Source organism: Amycolatopsis sp. NPDC059657 (assembly GCF_042734395.1).
Lineage (GTDB): Bacteria > Actinomycetota > Actinomycetes > Mycobacteriales > Pseudonocardiaceae > Amycolatopsis.
In genome coordinates, this window is sequence record NZ_JBHWEB010000165.1 from 1 (window position 1) to 17,241 (window position 17,241).

At 67.0% G+C, this 17,241-nt stretch carries 18 protein-coding genes; 9 read left to right on the forward strand and 9 right to left on the reverse strand.

The annotated features are described in order from the left end of the window. Positions 1–78: 78 nt before the first annotated feature. The gene (locus tag ACFV15_RS44215) at positions 79–1,008 is read right to left on the reverse strand and encodes a patatin family protein (protein ID WP_378358974.1); all 930 of its coding nucleotides are present in this window, start codon (positions 1,006–1,008) and stop codon (positions 79–81) included. Positions 1,009–1,079: 71 nt separating this feature from the next. Here ACFV15_RS44215 and ACFV15_RS44220 point away from each other — a divergent pair, with 71 nt between their 5' ends. Next, positions 1,080–1,619, forward strand: a complete 540-nt coding sequence (locus ACFV15_RS44220; RefSeq protein WP_378358976.1) for a PadR family transcriptional regulator — start codon at positions 1,080–1,082, stop codon at positions 1,617–1,619. Then, on the forward strand, positions 1,616–3,634 hold the full coding sequence (locus tag ACFV15_RS44225; protein WP_378358978.1) for an FAD-dependent oxidoreductase: 2,019 nt from the start codon (positions 1,616–1,618) through the stop codon (positions 3,632–3,634). Before ACFV15_RS44220 ends, ACFV15_RS44225 begins: the two co-directional genes overlap by 4 nt. Here ACFV15_RS44225 and ACFV15_RS44230 read toward each other — a convergent pair. Further along, positions 3,617–6,193, reverse strand: coding sequence for a hypothetical protein (locus tag ACFV15_RS44230; protein WP_378358980.1), 2,577 nt, complete (start codon positions 6,191–6,193; stop codon positions 3,617–3,619). The two genes, ACFV15_RS44225 and ACFV15_RS44230, sit on opposite strands and share 18 nt — an antisense overlap. Positions 6,194–6,369: 176 nt before the next feature. Here ACFV15_RS44230 and ACFV15_RS44235 point away from each other — a divergent pair, with 176 nt between their 5' ends. Beyond that, positions 6,370–6,744 (forward strand): VOC family protein, encoded by a 375-nt coding sequence (locus ACFV15_RS44235; protein ID WP_378358981.1) that lies wholly within the window; start codon positions 6,370–6,372, stop codon positions 6,742–6,744. Between the two features lie 43 nt (positions 6,745–6,787). Further along, positions 6,788–7,252 (forward strand): heme-degrading domain-containing protein, encoded by a 465-nt coding sequence (locus ACFV15_RS44240; RefSeq protein WP_378358982.1) that lies wholly within the window; start codon positions 6,788–6,790, stop codon positions 7,250–7,252. A 1-nt stretch (position 7,253) separates the two neighbouring features. Here ACFV15_RS44240 and ACFV15_RS44245 read toward each other — a convergent pair whose 3' ends face one another. The 5 genes from ACFV15_RS44245 to ACFV15_RS44265 form a co-directional block, all read right to left on the reverse strand. Then, entirely contained in the window at positions 7,254–8,207 is a 954-nt protein-coding gene (locus ACFV15_RS44245; protein WP_378358984.1) for a hypothetical protein, read from the reverse strand. A 105-nt stretch (positions 8,208–8,312) separates the two neighbouring features. After that, on the reverse strand, positions 8,313–9,161 hold the full coding sequence (locus tag ACFV15_RS44250; protein WP_378358985.1) for an ABC transporter permease: 849 nt from the start codon (positions 9,159–9,161) through the stop codon (positions 8,313–8,315). After that, entirely contained in the window at positions 9,158–10,054 is an 897-nt protein-coding gene (locus ACFV15_RS44255; protein ID WP_378358987.1) for an ABC transporter permease, read from the reverse strand. Before ACFV15_RS44255 ends, ACFV15_RS44250 begins: the two co-directional genes overlap by 4 nt. Beyond that, a complete protein-coding gene (locus ACFV15_RS44260; protein WP_378358989.1) occupies positions 10,051–11,109 on the reverse strand; it encodes an ABC transporter ATP-binding protein in 1,059 nt (352 codons plus the stop codon). Before ACFV15_RS44260 ends, ACFV15_RS44255 begins: the two co-directional genes overlap by 4 nt. A 6-nt stretch (positions 11,110–11,115) precedes the next feature. Then, positions 11,116–12,342 carry an extracellular solute-binding protein gene (locus ACFV15_RS44265; RefSeq protein WP_378358991.1) on the reverse strand — a complete coding sequence of 409 codons (1,227 nt, stop codon included), beginning with the start codon at positions 12,340–12,342 and terminating at the stop codon, positions 11,116–11,118. Positions 12,343–12,397: 55 nt separating this feature from the next. Between ACFV15_RS44265 and ACFV15_RS44270 the strand changes: the two genes are divergently transcribed. The 4 genes from ACFV15_RS44270 (at position 12,398) to ACFV15_RS44285 (ending at position 14,697) form a co-directional block, all read left to right on the forward strand. Next, a complete protein-coding gene (locus ACFV15_RS44270) occupies positions 12,398–13,099 on the forward strand; it encodes a GntR family transcriptional regulator (protein WP_378358993.1) in 702 nt (233 codons plus the stop codon). Further along, positions 13,096–14,004 carry a dihydrodipicolinate synthase family protein gene (locus ACFV15_RS44275; protein WP_378358994.1) on the forward strand — a complete coding sequence of 303 codons (909 nt, stop codon included), beginning with the start codon at positions 13,096–13,098 and terminating at the stop codon, positions 14,002–14,004. Before ACFV15_RS44270 ends, ACFV15_RS44275 begins: the two co-directional genes overlap by 4 nt. A gap of 361 nt (positions 14,005–14,365) precedes the next feature. Continuing rightward, complete coding sequence (locus ACFV15_RS44280) at positions 14,366–14,542, forward strand: RGCVC family protein (RefSeq protein ID WP_378358995.1); 177 nt, start codon at positions 14,366–14,368, stop codon at positions 14,540–14,542. Further along, on the forward strand, positions 14,539–14,697 hold the full coding sequence (locus tag ACFV15_RS44285; RefSeq protein ID WP_378358997.1) for a DUF6307 family protein: 159 nt from the start codon (positions 14,539–14,541) through the stop codon (positions 14,695–14,697). Before ACFV15_RS44280 ends, ACFV15_RS44285 begins: the two co-directional genes overlap by 4 nt. Positions 14,698–14,889: 192 nt before the next feature. Here ACFV15_RS44285 and ACFV15_RS44290 read toward each other — a convergent pair whose 3' ends face one another. Both ACFV15_RS44290 and ACFV15_RS44295 read right to left on the reverse strand, forming a co-directional pair. Continuing rightward, the gene (locus ACFV15_RS44290) at positions 14,890–15,750 is read right to left on the reverse strand and encodes a 3-hydroxybutyryl-CoA dehydrogenase (protein ID WP_378358999.1); all 861 of its coding nucleotides are present in this window, start codon (positions 15,748–15,750) and stop codon (positions 14,890–14,892) included. A gap of 90 nt (positions 15,751–15,840) precedes the next feature. Next, positions 15,841–16,032 (reverse strand): DUF3073 domain-containing protein, encoded by a 192-nt coding sequence (locus ACFV15_RS44295; protein ID WP_378359001.1) that lies wholly within the window; start codon positions 16,030–16,032, stop codon positions 15,841–15,843. 209 nt (positions 16,033–16,241) lie between these two features. Between ACFV15_RS44295 and ACFV15_RS44300 the strand changes: the two genes are divergently transcribed. Then, positions 16,242–17,135 carry a hypothetical protein gene (locus tag ACFV15_RS44300; RefSeq protein ID WP_378359003.1) on the forward strand — a complete coding sequence of 298 codons (894 nt, stop codon included), beginning with the start codon at positions 16,242–16,244 and terminating at the stop codon, positions 17,133–17,135. Positions 17,136–17,241 lie beyond the last annotated feature (106 nt).

Consider the following 17,241-nt stretch of genomic DNA (forward strand, 5'->3'; position numbering starts at 1 on the left):
CGTCAGCTCTGAGCTGACGAACGCCACATTGGGGGTTCCAGAGCTGACCAAAGCCACATTGGGATTTTTTTCCCGAGGTCAGGAGGCGGCGACCAGGGGCGCCAGGGTGGTCATGACCGCGGAGCGACCCAGGTCGACGGCCCGCCGCAGTACGGAGGGGTCCCGTTCGATCGAGCCGATGTTCGGCGAGTTGAGCGGGGGGCGGATTGAGAGCAGGCGGGGGTCTGAGGTGAGCATTTGGGCGTCCGCGATGTCGCGGGCGTGCTGGGTGCGCCAGGCGTCCAGGGTTCCGGGGGCGTAGCGGCGGAGGAAGCGCGGGACCACGACGTCTTGGACGCGGGGTGGGGGCAGCGGGAGTTCGTCGGCGCGGCGGGTGCGCAGGACCAGGACGTGGGTCGCGCCTTGGGAGAGCGCCGTGCGGAACGGGATGGGTTCCGCGACGCCCGCGTCGACGAAGTGGCGGCCGCCCAACGCGATCGGCGGGCCGGCGAGAACCGGCATGCAGGAGGTCGCGGCCAGTGCGAGCTTGACCGTGTCGACGTCGACCACGTAGCCGTGCAGGTCGGTGGACTCGCCGGTGTCGGCGTCGGTCGCCAGCGGGTGGAACTCGACCGGGTTGGCCAGGATCGCCGGGAAGTCCATCGGCTCCAGGTGCGAGTAGACCTGGTGGACCAGGTAGTCCAGGTCGATGACCGACCGGCCGCGCAGCGGGTGCAGCGGGTTCATGATGCGGCGCATCACGTCGGGGTTCCACCACGAGCGGACGCCGGTCACGGAGCGGCCGCAGAGCAGCCAGGCGCCGTTCAGCGCGCCTGCCGATGAGCCGTAGACGGCGTCGAACGCGGGCAGCAGGCCGAGTTCTTCGAGTGCCAGGACCATGCCGCTGGAGTAGGTGCCACGGCTGCTGCCCCCTTCGATGGCCAGCGCCACCCTGGCCGAATCCGCGCGCTGACCTGGGGAGCTGCCGGACTCCATCCGGGAAGCGAGCAGCCGAAGTACTTCGTGCATACAACTATTATGAACGATTCAGTGATAGGCGTCTCGTTGCAGTGCAACTAGTTGCATATCAGACTCGGACCATGGCGTTGGAGCACGCGATACTGGTGTCGCTGGCCGAGCGGTCCGGCTCGGGCTATGAGCTGACGCGCCGGTTCGAGAAGTCGATCGGGCTCTGGTGGAGTGCCACCCACCAGCAGATCTACCGCGTGCTCAAGCGCATGGAGCTGGCGGGCTGGATCGTCGTCGACCACGTCGAGCAGTCGGGGAAACCCGACAAGAAGGTCTATACCGTCAGCGACGACGGTCGCGAGATCATCAAGCGCTGGCTGGCCGAGCCGGATCCGGCCGCCGGTCCTCGCGAACTCGCCGTCAAGGTCCGCGGCGCCGCGCTCGGCGACGTCGCCGCGGTCGCCGAAGAAGTCGCGCGCCACCGCGACAAGCATGCCGAGCAGCTCGACGTCTACCGCCAGTTCGAGAAACGCGATTTCCCGGCGCCTGCCGACCTCAGTGGACAGTCATTGCATCAGTATTTGGTGCTGCGCGGGGGAATCCGGACCGAACAAGGGCTCGTCGAGTGGCTGGAAGAAGTTCTCGAAGCGCTCCGGAAGGGCATCTCATGAGCCAGTACCCGAACCTGCTGTCGCCACTCGACCTCGGCTTCACCAGCCTTCGCAACCGAGTCATCATGGGCTCGATGCACACCGGCCTCGAAGACAAGGAAAAGGACTTCCCGCGCCTCGCCGAGTACTACGCCGAACGCGCACGCGGTGGTGTCGGGCTGATCATCACCGGCGGCTTCGCGCCGAACCGCACCGGCTGGTTGCTGCCGTTCGCCTCGAAGCTCAGCACGAAGGCGGAAGCCAAGGCGCACAGGCAACTCACCGATCCGGTGCACGAGGCTGGCGGCAAGATCGCGCTGCAGATCCTGCACGCGGGACGCTACGCGTACAACCCGTTGAGCGTGTCCGCGTCGAGCATCAAGGCGCCGATCAACCCGTTCAAACCCCGTGCGCTGACCGGATACGGTGTGCGGCAGCAGATCCGCGCGTTCGCGAACTGCGCGGCGCTCGCCAAGGAAGCCGGGTACGACGGCGTCGAGATCATGGGCTCCGAGGGCTACTTCATCAACCAGTTCCTCGCCGAACGCACCAACAAGCGCACCGATGACTGGGGCGGAACGCCCGAGAAGCGCCGCCGGATCGCCGTCGAGATCGTCCGCCGCACCCGCGAGCAGGTCGGCCCCGACTTCATCATCATCTACCGGCTCAGCATGCTCGACCTCGTCGAAGGCGGCCAGAGCTGGGAAGACGTCGTCGCGCTCGCGAAGGAAGTCGAGGCCGCGGGCGCGACGATCATCAACACCGGCATCGGCTGGCACGAGGCCAGGGTGCCGACGATCGTCACCTCGGTGCCGCGCGCCGCGTTCACCTGGGTCACCGGCAAGCTGAAGCCGCATGTCGGCATCCCCGTGGTCACCTCGAACCGGATCAACATGCCCGAGGTCGCCGAAGAGGCGCTGACCAGCGGCAACGCGGACCTGGTCTCGATGGCACGGCCGTTCCTCGCCGACCCGGAGTGGATACTCAAGGCCGAGAGCGGCCGCGAGGACGAGATCAACACCTGCATCGCCTGCAACCAGGCCTGCCTCGACCACGCGTTCAAGAAGAAGACCGTGTCCTGCCTGGTGAATCCCCGCGCGGGCCACGAAACCCTGCTGAAGCTGACGCCGACCCGCCGCGTCAAGCGAGTGGCCGTCGTCGGCGCCGGGCCCGCCGGGCTCGCCGCCGCGACGAGTCTCGGCGCGCGTGGTCATGACGTCGAGCTGTTCGAGGCGGACAGCGAGATCGGCGGACAGTTCGGCATCGCGCGCAAGATCCCCGGTAAGGAAGAGTTCGCCGAGACGATCCGTTACTACGCAAGGCAAATCGAGGTTTCCGGGGTCAAGCTTCACCTCAACACCCGCGTCACCGCGGCCGATCTGGTCGATGCCGGTTTCGACGAGGTCGTGCTCGCCACCGGTGTCACCCCGAGGATGCCGTCGATCCCCGGCGTCGACCACGCCAAGGTCCTGTCCTATGTGGACGTCGTCAAACACGGCAAGCCGGTCGGCGACAAGGTCGCGGTCATCGGCGCGGGCGGAATCGGCGTCGACGTCAGCGAGTTCTTGACGCACAAGGACTCCCCGGCGCTCGACCTCGACTCCTGGATGGCCGAGTGGGGCGTCACCGATCCCGAGACCGCCATCGCCGGGCTGACCAAGCCGAAGCCGGAGCCGTCGCCGCGTCAGGTCTTCCTGTTGCAGCGCAAGACTTCCGGCATCGGCGCTGGGCTCGGCAAGACCAGCGGCTGGGTGCACCGCGCGGCGTTGAAGGCCAAGCGCGTCGAGCAGATCAAGGGCGTGCGCTACGACAAGATCGACGACGACGGCCTGCACATCACCGCCGACGAGAAGTCGCGCGTGCTCGACGTGGACACGGTCGTGATCTGCGCCGGCCAGGAACCGCAGCGTGAACTCGCCGACGAGCTGCGCGCCGCCGGGCTCACCGTGCACCTGATCGGCGGCGCGGACGTGGCGGCCGAGCTCGACGCCAAGCGCGCGATCAACCAGGGTGTCCGGCTAGCCGCTGATCTCTAGGAAGTTCAGGCGCCGGGTTTCGGCGGACGTCCCGTCCGCCACCCGGTCGTCGAACCACGCGGCCAGCGCACGCCAGTAGTCGGCGCGGCGGCAGAAGTCCTCGGGCAGCGGCATGTTGTCCAGGGACTTCACCGCGGCGACCAGCTGGTCGAGCCTGCTGTCGCAGCCCATGATGTACTCGGGCGCGATCTTGTTGCTGTTGATGGGCTTCTCCGCCGGGACGCCGTGAAAACCTCGATGCTGCAACGCCAGCAGGTCCTCGGTGTACGACGGGAACCCGGCGACCTTGCCGGGGTAACCCGACTCGACCGACCACCGCCGGTACGCACAGATGGCCTGGAACCGCGTGTACCAGTCCTGCCTGCTGACGGCCAGGTCGCGCAGCTGCCGCCAGACGTCACTGTCGATCGCGCGCCACTCGTCGATGGTCCGGTCGTCCGGCACGGGCCCGGTGTCGCGCGCCTTGGCATGCCAGAAGTGTGCCCGGCAGCTCGCGATGTCGAAGACCAGCTGCCGCAGGTAACTCGCCTGCTGCCAGACGTGCGCGCGATGCGGGCGCAGCGGCGCCGGCCGATCCGGCGCGAAGGTGACCATCTCGAACACGCGGAACAATTCGTGCCCGCGCAACGAAACGAGGTCCGGATCCTCGTCCATCACCCAAGACCGGCGCCCGGCCAACCGTCCACTGTGGCTCACGGTCGCCGCGTGATACAGCTCCCGCACGGCACTGCGCGCGACCTGATCCCGCGCGCTGCCCGCCAGATGCGGGTTGAGCGCCTTGCGTCGCATGTCCGCCTGCCCGCGCGGGCCGACCTTCATCAACGCCACCGCGTAGACGCTGGCCGCGTTGTAGCACTCGGCCCAGGAACTCCGGTGCCCCGAACCCTGGACGACCTTGGTCAGCGCCTTGGGATCCGGCGGCCAGGTTCCGGCCGGGAAAACGTTGGGCGGCATCAGTTTCGGCTTCGGCTCCGGATAGACCGGCCGAGGCCTCGGCACCGCGCCGGTGAGCGGCTCGACGTCGGCCATCGCACGCCGCAGCACGACCCAGGCGAGACAGAGGCGCAGCGCGCGGTTGGTCAGCAGCGACCAGCTGTGCCGGTATCGACGCCAGAAATTGTGGTAGTCCGCGATCAGCCGCTCGATCTCGTACTGCGACAACGCGCACAGGTACGACCGCAGCTCGGCCGCGCGGTCGTCGTACAGCTTCTTCTCGCCCCTGGTCGCGGTCGGCACCACGAGTTCGCTGATCGGTGCACGCAGCAACCTGTTGTGCCGCGCCAGTCTTTCTGATCGGGAGATCCATTGTGGACAGGTCCGGATGTCCAGCTCGACATAGCGCTCGAACCGGAGCCGCAGCGCGGCGCGCAGTTCCGCGCGCTGGCTGATCCGCGCGTCGTACCTGGAATCCGCGCCACGCCGCGGTTTGCGCACCCACCACGAGCTGGCGATCGAGTCGCCGTGCCCGAGCACCAGCGCGTGCCGGTACCTGGCGAGCAGCAGCGCGACCTCCTGATGCTTGGCCATGCGGCGTGGCTGCCGCTCGAAGTCGCGGCCGATCCACCAGCGCGCGAGCTTCGGGCGGCCGCGGCTGCAGATGGTGATCACGTCGTCGTAGGTCGCCAGCGCGTCCAGGTGCAGGTCGAGTTGTTCCTGCAGCGACGCGATCTCAAGTCTGATGTAGACGTTCGACGGGTCGAGGGTGAGCGCGCGGTAGTACTCGGCGAGCGCCTCGTCGTACCGGTTGTGCTCGACGAAGTAGTTGGACCGCTGGTAGGCGTCGAACAGTTCCCACGGGATCTTCGCGTTGCGCCAAGCCGCCCAGTGGATGTTCTTGCGTACGTATGCGCTGCGCGGGATGACCAGCGCTGCCACCGCATTCGCGGCCTGATGCAGCACCCGCGGCCAGTTGTCATCCTCGATCACCAGCGGGCTGGCGGCGAAGCGCGGCATGCGCACGAGTTCGAGGATCAGCTGATAGCGGCCGTTCACGTTGCCGGGCCGGACTGTGCCGCTGATCTGGAACGCGGCGGGCGGCTGCACGAGCTTGATGAGCTTCGTGGCGACCTTCCACCAGCCATCCGCGGATTCACCGGCGTTCTCGACGATCTGGATGAAGTCGTACGACCCGCCGACGCCCGGCACCGGCGTCGGGTCGTACAGCCGCGACTCGTTCAGGATGCGCTTGAACGCCGCGGTCAGCTCGACGGCCGAGTCGACCTCGCGGTCGTGACTGCCCGTCGGCCGTTCGTCGACGAAGACCTTGATGTCGATCTGGTTCGCGCGGTACGCGGCGGTTTCGAGCCGGGCTTTTCCGATGTAATAGAGCGTCAGTACCGCCGAGATGACCACGATCGCGGTCTGCAGTACAGCCCAGCTGATGAGCGTGGGGACCTTCGTGTTCTTCACGAAGGTCGAGTTCTGGAACACGTCGAGGTAGGGCACCACGGTGAACCCGGCCGCGATCGACCCGGCCAGCACCGCCGCGACCCACCACCGGATCCGGTGAGCCTTGGGCAGTTCGGCATGGTCGAAATCGGAATCCGGCCGTCTGCGCACGCGAGTGTCACCCCCTCGAACGATCTACAGGGTACTCGCTCAGGGGAAACGATTTGTTACTCGCCGTGATTTAATCGGTACGGCTTGGTTTCCCATTCTCGATGTGAGCCTCCCCTGTTTCGCTCGACGCGGCGCGGGGCATGCAACGTAGTAACTTGCTCCAGCGAGGTGAAGCGATGCTGAACTCCACCCGGCCGATCGGGTTCGTACCTGTGACAGACCTCCCGAAGGCGCGTGAATTCTACGCCGGAACCCTTGGCTTCGACGTCGAGGACGAGAACCCGTTCGCCCTGGTTTTACGTTGTGGCACAACGATGATCCGCGCCACCAAGGTCGACGCGTTCACCCCGCAGCCGTTCACCGTGCTGGGCTGGCAGGTCGACGACATCGACGAAGCGGTCGACACTCTCAAAGCGCAAGGAATCGGCTTCCTGTTCGTCGACGGCCTCGACCAGAGCTCGCACGGCATCTGGACCACGCCAGGCGGCGATCGCGTCGCCTGGTTCAAGGATCCGTTCGGGAACACGCTGTCGGTGTCGCAGTTCGTCTGATCAGCGGCTTGGAATTACACAACACCGTTGATTTAATGAGCCCATGACCGCTGAGCTACTGGCCGAACTGACCGCGCAAGAAGAGCGTCTGCGCTTCCGGCGGTTCGACAACGACACCGCCATCGACCTGGGCGTTCACCTGCTCGCCGCCGCACGGGCGGCGAGCCTGCCCGTGACGATCTCCGTCCGCCGCGGGCAGCAGCGCCTCTTCCACGCGGCGCTGCCCGGCACGTCCGCGGACAACGACGCGTGGCTCGACCGCAAGAGCCGGGTGGTCGACCGATACGGCCACAGCTCCTTCCACGTCGGCACCTCTTTCCGCTCCCGAGGCAAGACCTTCGAGGCGGACTCCCGGCTCGACCAGGACCTCTACGCCGCGCACGGCGGCGTCTTCCCGGTGATCGTCGAAGACGTCGGCATGGTCGGCACCGTGGGCGTCTCCGGCCTCCCACAGGCCGAAGACCACGCCTTCGTCGTCCGCACACTCGAAGAGTTCTTGGGGTCGTGACTCAGCTGACGACCACCACGGCCTGCGCGGCGCTGCCGTCGATGGTCAACGACGGCGCCAAGGTCGCATCGGTCAGATCCACGGCCTGGACGGTTCCGTGGCCTGCGTGTGACAGGTAGAACCGGGTACGGCCAGGGTCGGTCGTACCCGCGGTGAACTCGCCGGTCAGGTCGAGGGTGGCCGCATGCTTGCCCGCCTCGGTGTCGAACACCACGACCTTGCCGCGCCGGTCGAGCGAGTGCACGAACCGCCCGTCCGCGCCGACGGCCAGCGCGATCGCGCCGTCGCCGTGGTACTCGAGGTAGTCGATGGCGGTGAGCTTCTCGGCGTCCACCGGCACCAGGAAGTCCGCGTGCCCGGACTCGGTGGTGATGTTGCCGGTGACGAACAGCCGCCCGCCATCCGGCGCGATCGCCAGCGCGTGGCTGAGGTGCAGCAGGTTGCCGCCCCTGCCGAAGGTCACCTGCGCGACGACCGCGCATTCGGCGGTGTCGATCGCGACGATCCGGCTGACCCCGGAACACAGCACGTAAAGCCTGCCGCCATCCGGGCTGAACACCGCGCTGGTCGGGTTGAGCACGCCCGCGATGTCCGCGACGGCCTTGGTCTCGGTGTCGAGCAGGCTGACCGTCTGCCTCGTCGTGTGCAGCACGGCGACCAGCGAACCGGTCGCGTTGACCGCCAGCCCGCCGGAAGGCTGTTTGGTGTCACCGGCTTTCGACTCCGCGAGCGTCGTGGTGTCCAGCTCGGCGACGACCCCGTCCAGCCCGAGCGCGAAGACCCGCTTGCCGTCCGCCGAAACGGCCAGATTGCCTGCCCCGCCGACCGGCCGGTGCGCGAGCTGGACCGGCCCGGACACCGTGGCACCGCTGGAAAGTTCATGCACTGTCACCCCGGCCCCGGTCTGCGCCCACAGATGCGCGCCCGACGGAACCACCGAACTGGGGACCCCCACCTTGTACCTCCCGATCACGAGACAGCTTTTGTCATCTGACCTTTCAGCTCTAGTGACATCGGCACAAGGCGTCCGTGACTTGACGATCTCGGCGGGGGCAAAGACCTAGATTTCCTCGCGCACCCGCGTGACCAGCTGCGTCGGGTTGACGAATCGCAACGCGATCAGCAGCAGCACCAGCATCGACGCCGTGTAGATCGTCGCCATCGCGTCGACTTGCTGGTTCGCCCTGATGCCGGCGCCGAACACGGAGTTGTACAAGGCGACGACCAGCGTGGTCGAATCCGGCCCGGCGACGAGGAAGGTCAGCTCGAACATGCCGACCGTGCGGACCAGCACGAGGATCGCCGCCGCCAAGATCCCCGGCAGCAGCAACGGCCCCAGAATCCGCGTGAACACCGAAAGCGTGCGAGCACCGCTCATCCGCGCGGCCGCTTCGATCTTCGGGTCGATCTGCTCGATGAACGGGGTCATGGTCAGCACCACGAACGGGATCGACGGGACCAGGTTCGCCAGTACCACCCCGGTCATCGTGCCCGCGATGTGGAACTTGTAGAGCACGGTCGCCAGCGGGATGCCGTAGGTGATCGGCGGGATCAGGATCGGCAGCACGAACAGCAGCATCACCAGCTGCTTGCCGGGGAACGACCGCCTCGCCAGCGCGTACGCCGCGGGCACGCCGACCAGCACCGAGATCGCGATCACCGAGATGGCGACCGTGCCCGTCGTGAACAGCACCTGGGAGAGCCCGAACTCGCGCCACGCGTCGCCGTACCAGTGCGTGGTGAACCCCTCCGGCAGCCAGGTGCCGAACCACCTGGTGCCGAACGAGTCGATCACCACCGACAGCACGAGGCCGATCAGGTTGACGAAGAAGAACGCCACGATGGCCCAGACGACCCAACGTCCAGGACGCGCGACCCAACCACGCTTCGGCGATACCGACGTCGTCATCCCTTGCCTCCGGTCGCGCCGCGGTACAGGGTGGTCCGCCAGATCATCACCAGGCCGATGACCAGCAGCATGATCACCGCCATGATCATCGCGATGGTCGAGCCCATCGAGAAGTTGTACTCCTCGAAAGCCGCGTGGTACGCGGCGATCGAGATCACCCGTGTCGTGCCGGACGGGTCGCCGACGAGGTTCGCCGACGGGAACACCGAGAAGGCCATCACGAACGAAAGGCAGAAGGTGATCGCCAGCCCCGGCGCGAGCAGCGGCATGGTGATCTTGCGGAACCGCTGCCCCCAGCTCGCGCCGAGCGTCGCCGCCGCGCGCTCCAGCGTCGGGTCGATGCCGGACAGGTAGGACAGCGTGAGCAGGAACGCGAACGGGAAACCGGTGATCACCAGCGACAGCAGCACGCCGGTGTAGTTGTGGATCAGCGGCAACGGCTCGTCGCTGATCCCGAGCGACGAGAGCACCTTGTTCAGCCAGCCCGCGGGCCCGGTGTAGGTGATCAGGCCCTGCGCGGTGAGCACCGTGCCGAGCGTGATCGGCACGACCAGGATGGTGGTCAGCGTGCGCTTTCCGCGCATCTTGCCGCGCATGACGTACGCGATCGGGATGCTCGCGAGCACGTTGATCAACGTCGCCGGCAGCGCGATCCACAACGTCGTCCACATCGTGTTCCGCAGGTACGGATCGCGGAAGAACTCGGCGTAGTTCGAGAACGGGCCGCCCTTCTTCGGCGTGAAGGAGAGCTGCAGCCCGTAGAGGAACGGATAGAGGAACAACGCCACCGCGAAGACCACGCCTGGCACGAGCAGCAGGAGCACGCGGTCGATCCCGCGCTCCGCGAGCCGATGCCGCAGCGATGGTTTCGCTGCCACAGCCACGGCCGTCACGGCTCGAACACCAGCACCCGCTCGGCGGGCACGCTGATCTTCGCCGAGTCACCCGGCGTGAGCCGCTTGTCCGTGCGGAAGTACACCGGCTCCCCGCCGGGCAGCCGCGCGGACACCGAAAGCTCGCGTCCGTGGTACTCGACGATCTCGACCGTGACGTCGATGCTGTTCGCCTCGACGTCACCGACCACGAAGTCCTCGGGCCGGATGGCCGCGACGGCCTGCCCCCTGGCCAGGCCGTCGCGGCTGGTCCCCGACAACCGCACCCCGTTGCCCTCGACCACCACACCGGACCCGCTCGCGCTGGTGATCTCCAGCGAGAGCATGTTGCGGTAACCCATGAACGAGGCGACATAACCGTTCACCGGCTGCGCGTACACCTCCTCCGGCGTGCCGATCTGCTGCACCTCGCCGTCGCGAAGCACGACCAGCCGGTCGGCGAGCGACAAGGCCTCCTCCTGGTCGTGCGTCACGTACACCGTGGTCAGCCCCAGCGTCTGGTGCAGACGGCGGATCTCCATCCGCATCTCCAGCCGCAGCTTGGCGTCCAAATTGGACAGTGGCTCGTCCATCAGCACCACCGGCGGCTCCAGCACCACCGCGCGCGCGATCGCGACCCGCTGCTGCTGGCCGCCGGAGAGCTGACCGGGGAACTTCGACGCGTGGTCGGTGAGCTGCACCAGCCGCAGCGCCTCGTCGACGCGGCGGTTGATGTCGGCCTTGGCGACCTTGTGCATCTTGAGCCCGAACGCGATGTTCGAGCGCACCGACATATGCGGGAACAACGCGTAGTTCTGGAACACCATCCCGAACCCGCGCTGCTCCGGCGGCAGCCCGTCGATGCGCTTGTCGTCGATCCAGATGCTGCCGCCGGTCAGCGGCATCAGCCCGGCGAGGCAGTTCAGCGCCGTCGACTTGCCGCACCCGGAGGGCCCGAGCAGGGCGACGAACTCCTGGCCGGAGATGGTCAGGTCGAGACCCTTCAGCGCGTTGGCCGAGCCGAAGCTGCGGCTCACGCCTTCGAGCCGGAGTTCGGAGAAACCCTTATCGGACATCAGAAGTCACTTTCCGCCCTTGCCGGCACCGACGAGCTTGTTCCACTTGTCGAAGGCCTTGACCTGCTGCGACGCAGGCAGCGAAGGCTGCTTCGGGTACTTCGCGATCCACTCTTCGTACTCGGGACGCCCGAACTGCTTGATGGTGTCCTGGCTCTTCTGCGGCGCCATCTCGATCTTGACGTCCTTGACGGCCGGGCCTGGGTAGAAGTAGCCGTCGTCGAACGCGATCGCCTGCTGGTCCGGCTGCAGCATCCACTTGACCAGCGCGAGGATCGCCGAGGTCTGGTCGGGCGAAAGGCCCTTGGGGATCAGCGCGTACTGCGCGTCGGTCACCCAGGTCATCGGCTGCATGACACCGGTCTTGACGGTGTTCGGCACGGTGCCGAGCTTGCGCGGGTTGATGTCCCAGCCGGTGGTCGACATGACCATGTCCACCGAACCGGACGCGAGGTTCTTCATCACCTCGGTGGTGCCGGACGGGTAATACTTGACGTACTTGCCCAGTTCCTGCAGGAACGCCCAGGTCTTGTCCCAGCCGGCCTCGGGGTCCTTCGGGTCCTTGTCACCGAGCAGGTAAGGCAGGCCCATCAGGAAGGTGCGGCCCGGCCCGGAGTTGGCCGGGTTCGCGTACTGGAACTTCTCCGGATGCGCCTTCGCCCAGGCCAGCAGCTCGTCCGGCGAGGCAGGCGACGTCGGCACGGCGGCCGGGTTGAACTCCAGCAGCGGGCCGGACGGGTAGTAGACGACCTCGATGCCGTAGCCGTCGGCCAGCTCCTGCATCTTGGCGGCGGGCTCCTGGTAGTTCTGCATCAGGTTCGGGAACCGGCTCTCGAAGTCCGGCAAGACCTTGGCGAGGACGTTGTTCGAGATACCGGCGGACAGCCCGTCGGTGCCGCTGAGCACGAGGTGCGTCTGCGCGACGCCGCCGTCCTGCTCGGCCTTGAGCTTGCCCGCCATCTGCGGCGCGGGCGCGGTCGTGTAGTTGACCTTGCTGATGATGTCGGGGTGCGCGGTCTTGAAGTTCTCGATCATCTGCTTGGTGAGCTGCAGATTGCCCGCGATGTCGAGGATGTTGAGCTCGACCGGCTTGCTCGGTTTTTCGGGTACCGCCTTCGAGTCGGCCGCCTGAGGCGTGTCCCCGCCGGGAGCGCCACAAGCCGCCGTTAGGCCCGCGACCAGCCCTATCGCCACCAGCGCAGTCCGGATCCGCGAGCCACTGCGACGTTGCATGGCCACTCCCTTGTTCATGGTAATGTTGTATGTCGCATCGTATATCAGATCGGACATGCCAGTGGCGAGAACTTCTTCGTTCCGGAGGGCTTCTCCGCCGATCTCCCGCACCGACTTCGTCCGCGAGAACATCAGGGAATCGATCTTGAGCGGCGAGCTCGCCCCCGGCGAGACACTGGTGGAAAGCGAGATCGGCGCGCAACTCGGAGTGTCGAAGACTCCGGTGCGCGAGGCGCTGCGCCTGCTGGCCGGTTCCGGTTTGGTCACGATGAGCACCTACAAGGGGGCCTCCGTACGCGTCATCGACGCCGAGGTCGCGTACGCCGTGTACGACCTGCGCGCCATGCTGGAGCCGGAAGCCGTGCGCCGTGCGGTCGAAGGCGGCGCCGATTTCAGCGAGGCGCGCCGCGTGCTCGCGTCGGTCGCCCCCGGCACCGACGCGACCGGCCGCGCGCACGCCAGCCAGACCAACCGGCTGTTCCACCGCGCGCTGTACTCCGAGTGCGGAAACCCGCTGATGGTCGAGATCCTCGACGGCCTACGCGACCAGGCCGCTTTGATCACGGTCACCGGCTGGGGCATCAGTCCCACTTGGAAGGGCGAGGCCGCCGAACACCTCGCGATCCTGAACGCCGCCGAGCAAGGGAACGCGAAGCAGGCCGAGCACCTGCTTCGCAAGCACATAACGGATTTCATCGACCGGGTCGCCTTCGAGCTTCCGGGCGAGCGGGCTCGTGACAACAAGGGAGTGCGATGAGCTTCGCAGAGCAGATCAGGCGGCTTTCCGGCGTGGTGGCCATCCCGGTGACCCCGTTCGACGACCAAGGGGCCGTCGAACCGGAGACCTACGCCAAGCTGGTGGAGCGCCTGGTCGCCGCCGGCATCGAGGTGATCACGCCCAACGGCAACACCGGCGAGTTCTACGCGCTCGACGAGCAGGAAGCCCGCAACTGCCTGGAGATCACGGTCAAGGCGGTCGACGGCAGGGCGTCCGTGCTCGCGGGCGTCGGCCACGACGTGACCACGGCGGTGCGCGCCGCCCAGCACGCGGCGTCCCGCGGCGCCGACATGATCATGATCCACCAGCCGGTGCACCCGTACGTCTCGGCCGACGGCTGGGTCGAGTACCACCGCGCGATCGCCGCCGCGGTCCCCGATCTCGGCGTCGTGCTCTACGTCCGCAACCCGGCGACGACCGGCACCCAGCTCGCCAGGCTCGGCGAGGTGGCGCCGAACGTCATCGGCGTCAAATACGCGGTCCCCGACGTGGTCCGCTTCGCCTCGGTCGCGCGCGACGCGGGCTTCGACCGCTTCGTCTGGGTGGCGGGGCTCGCCGAGCTTTACGCGCCAGGGTATTTCGCGGCCGGCGCGACCGGCTTCACCTCGGGACTGGTCAACGTCGACCCGGAGATCTCGCTGAGCATGCTCCGCTCGCTGTCCTCCGGCGACTACCCGGCGGCCATGACCGTGTGGGAGAAGATCCGCCGCTTCGAGGAAATGCGTGCTGCCAACGGAAACGCGAACAATGTCAGCGTCGTCAAGGACGCGCTCGCACATCTCGGACTGTGCCGCCCCGATGTCCGCCCGCCGAGCAGGCTGCTGACCGGAGACGAACGCGAGCAGCTCTTCGGACTGCTGAATTCCTGGGGACTCTCGGCTTAGGAAGGCTTAGGGCCAACCCGAACTGCCGGCACCGCAAGGAAAGCCGGCAGTTCGGTAGCCGGACGCCGTCGACGTACTCCCTGGTGGGCGCCTCGGGCTCAGTCGCGGGTTCACGACAGCTCAGGCAGCTCGGCGGTCAAAGTGACCGGTGGGGCAGCGGTGCGACGGTGCACCTTGACTGTACACCCGCAACAACCAGGTGACGGCGTTTGCGTTCTGCCTGTCCGGGTGACACCCTGGACAGTAGATCGCGGAGTTACCGCGGTGTCCTGCGGCCATCGTGCCTTTCATTCTGCTCACCCAAGCCGGGTGTGGGAAACCGTTGCTGGGCCGTTTCAACCGAGCCAGAACGGTTTCGCTCATGATGACCCCCGAAGCACCAGCGGTCTCGGACACCTGTCCGGCCTGTACTCACGAAGCCCGCTTCCACGACGTGATCGCCAAGCGCTTCTGCCTGGCCACCACGGCTGGCGGCTTCCAACGCGGCTGTGTCTGCACCGGCCTCCCGAAAACCCCTACAGGCAAGGAAAAATCATGACCGCCACCGCCCCGTACGTATCACGCTACGACAAACGCGTCGCCTTGGTACAGGAACTCGTCAGCACGAACACCAAGCTCAACGACAAGGCTTCCCGCGAACTCGCGGTCAAGATGGTCCACGCGCTCGACACCGTGCCCGAGTCCGTCCGCTGACTTTGAGCGGGTCGTGAGTGTTCCCGACGGTTATTGAGCGGAAGGGCAACTGTGGCGCGCCGCCCGGGCACCGCCGGATGAGGGCCTAGTTCACCACGCATAGCTGGGTGAAGGAGGCCTTCACCAGCGGGCCCGGAGCACGCCACCTTTGACTTTCCGACGGTCAGAACCGTCGGGAACACTCACGAGTGCCTAGGCGTACTGGTAGAAGCCGCGGCCGGTCTTCTTGCCGAGCAGTCCGGCGTCGACCATGCGCAGCAGCAACGGCGGCGACGAGTACAGCGGCTCCTTGAACTCCGCGTACATCGAGTCCGCGATGGCCTTGACGGTGTCGAGGCCGATGAGGTCGGACAGCCGCAGCGGGCCCATCGGGTGCGCGGTGCCGAGCTCCATGCCGCGGTCGATGTCCTCGGCCGACGCGAAGCCGGACTCGATCATCCGGATCGCCGACAGCAGGTACGGCACGAGCAGCGAGTTCACGATGAACCCGGCCCGGTCCTGCGACCGGATCACCGTCTTGCCGAGCACATCCGTCGCGTGGCCCTCGGCCCGCTTGATGGTGTCCTCGCCGGTGAGCAGCGACGGCACCAGCTCGACCAGAGGCAGCACCGGCACCGGGTTGAAAAAGTGGATGCCGACCACCTGCTGCGGGCGGCCGGTGGCCATGCCGAGCTTCATGATCGGGATGGACGAGGTGTTCGAGGCGAACACCGCGTCCTCACGCTCGACGATCTTGTCGAGCTGGCGGAAGACGTCGACCTTGGCCTGCTCCTGCTCGAGGATGGCCTCGATCACCAGGTCACGATCGGCGAACGACTCCAGCTCGGTGGTGAAACGCAGCCTGCCGAGCGCGGCCTCGGCGTCCTCAGCGGACACCTTGCCGTTCTTGACGCCGCGCTGGAGCGACTTCTCGATGCGGGCACGCCCGGCGTCGAGCGCCGGCTGGCTCACCTCGGTGACGGTCACATCCAGCCCGGCCTTGGCGTGCACCTCGGCGATACCCGAGCCCATCAGGCCCGCGCCGATGACGCCTACCCGTTGGATGTCTGCCACAGTCCACTCCCTAGATGTATGGACGGCGAAGACGGACAGCACGAGACACGCGAGGGTCGGCCTGAGCCTGCCCTCGCGTGTTCAACGTGGTCAACGACGGTAGTCGTCGTACCCGTCGTCTGAGTACGGGTCGTCCTCGCCGTCTTGTTTGTCCTCGTGGTGGTCATCCGAGGAACTACTGGACAGCTCGCGCTGCAAAGCGTCGAAGTCGGTCTCATGGGAGCTGTACTTGAGCTCCCTAGCCACCTTCGTCTGCTTAGCCTTAGCCCGGCCGCGCCCCATGGCTCGACCCCCTCGCACAGGGGCGGGGCGGCCGGGGGAAATCGGCGGCCCCGCATCTCTCGACAACTATTTCCTGCGGACAACATACCGTGTCCCGGGGGTGCGATGCGACGTGGCTTCCTGTGCCGGACATGACACCTCAGTGGCGATTCGCCCTCCACCGGCCGGTCGGTGCGGATCGTCGCAGGTGGGCGTGCCACGATTCACAGGTGCTGCGACCGTTCGTGTCCTACCTCAGGGTGTACGAACCGCTGTCCGCGTTCGGCGATCCGCCCGACAACCTGCTGGTCCAAGCGGTGGAGGCGGCACAGCTGAGCCGATCGGCGGCTGGTGAGCGCGAACAGTCGATGTGGCTTAGATCACAAATCACTTCGCCGAGTCGCCTGCTCCCCGCCGAGCTCGCCGATGGCCGCGCGGCACCCAGTACGACCACCGACGTGCTCGTACTCGACGAAGCCGAGGTGCCGTCGGGTCTCGGCTCGGAACCGCTCGTCTGCCCGCTCGAACTGCGCGCCCGATCGGCCGCGGCGCTCGTCAGCTTCATGTCCGACGCGCACCCCGCGCTGATGAACTCCGTCCTCGACGCGGGCGGCCTGACCGCCGACCGCGTCCGCAGCCGCGCGAAGGCCGCGCTGAGCAGCTCACACCGCCCGGTGGTCCACGTGCTGTCGACGACCTGGACGGTCCCGCTCCCCTGGTTCGCGCTGATCGAGCCGGACGAGCGCCGCCTCACCCTCGGCACCGGCCGCCACGACCCCTCGCGCGAGCTGTCATGGCGCACCACGATGGCCGAGGCCCGTGCCCGCGTCACCGAAGCGCATTCGCTGGTCGAGAACACCCTCGGCGACTCCGGCCCGGCCCGTATCCTCGCCGACACCAGCCGCTGGCTCGACAGCTTCAGCGCCAAGTCCGCCGTCGAGCTCGACTACGGCGGCATCGTCCAGATGATCGCCGACCCCATCCTCGAGACGGACACAACGGCCGACGAGGTACACGGCATCCTCGAAGCCCTGCGCTCCGGCAACGTCGAAGAACTCGCCGAACTCTTCACCGACCTGCGCGAGTACTGGGGCGAACTGGCCGCCCGAGAGCGCTTCAACTAGCCCCCGCCCCGCTGAAAAAAATCCCAATGCGGCATTGGTCAGGTTTCAGCACGCCAATGTGGCTTTCGTCAGCTCTGAGCTGACGAAAGCCACATTGGGATTTTTT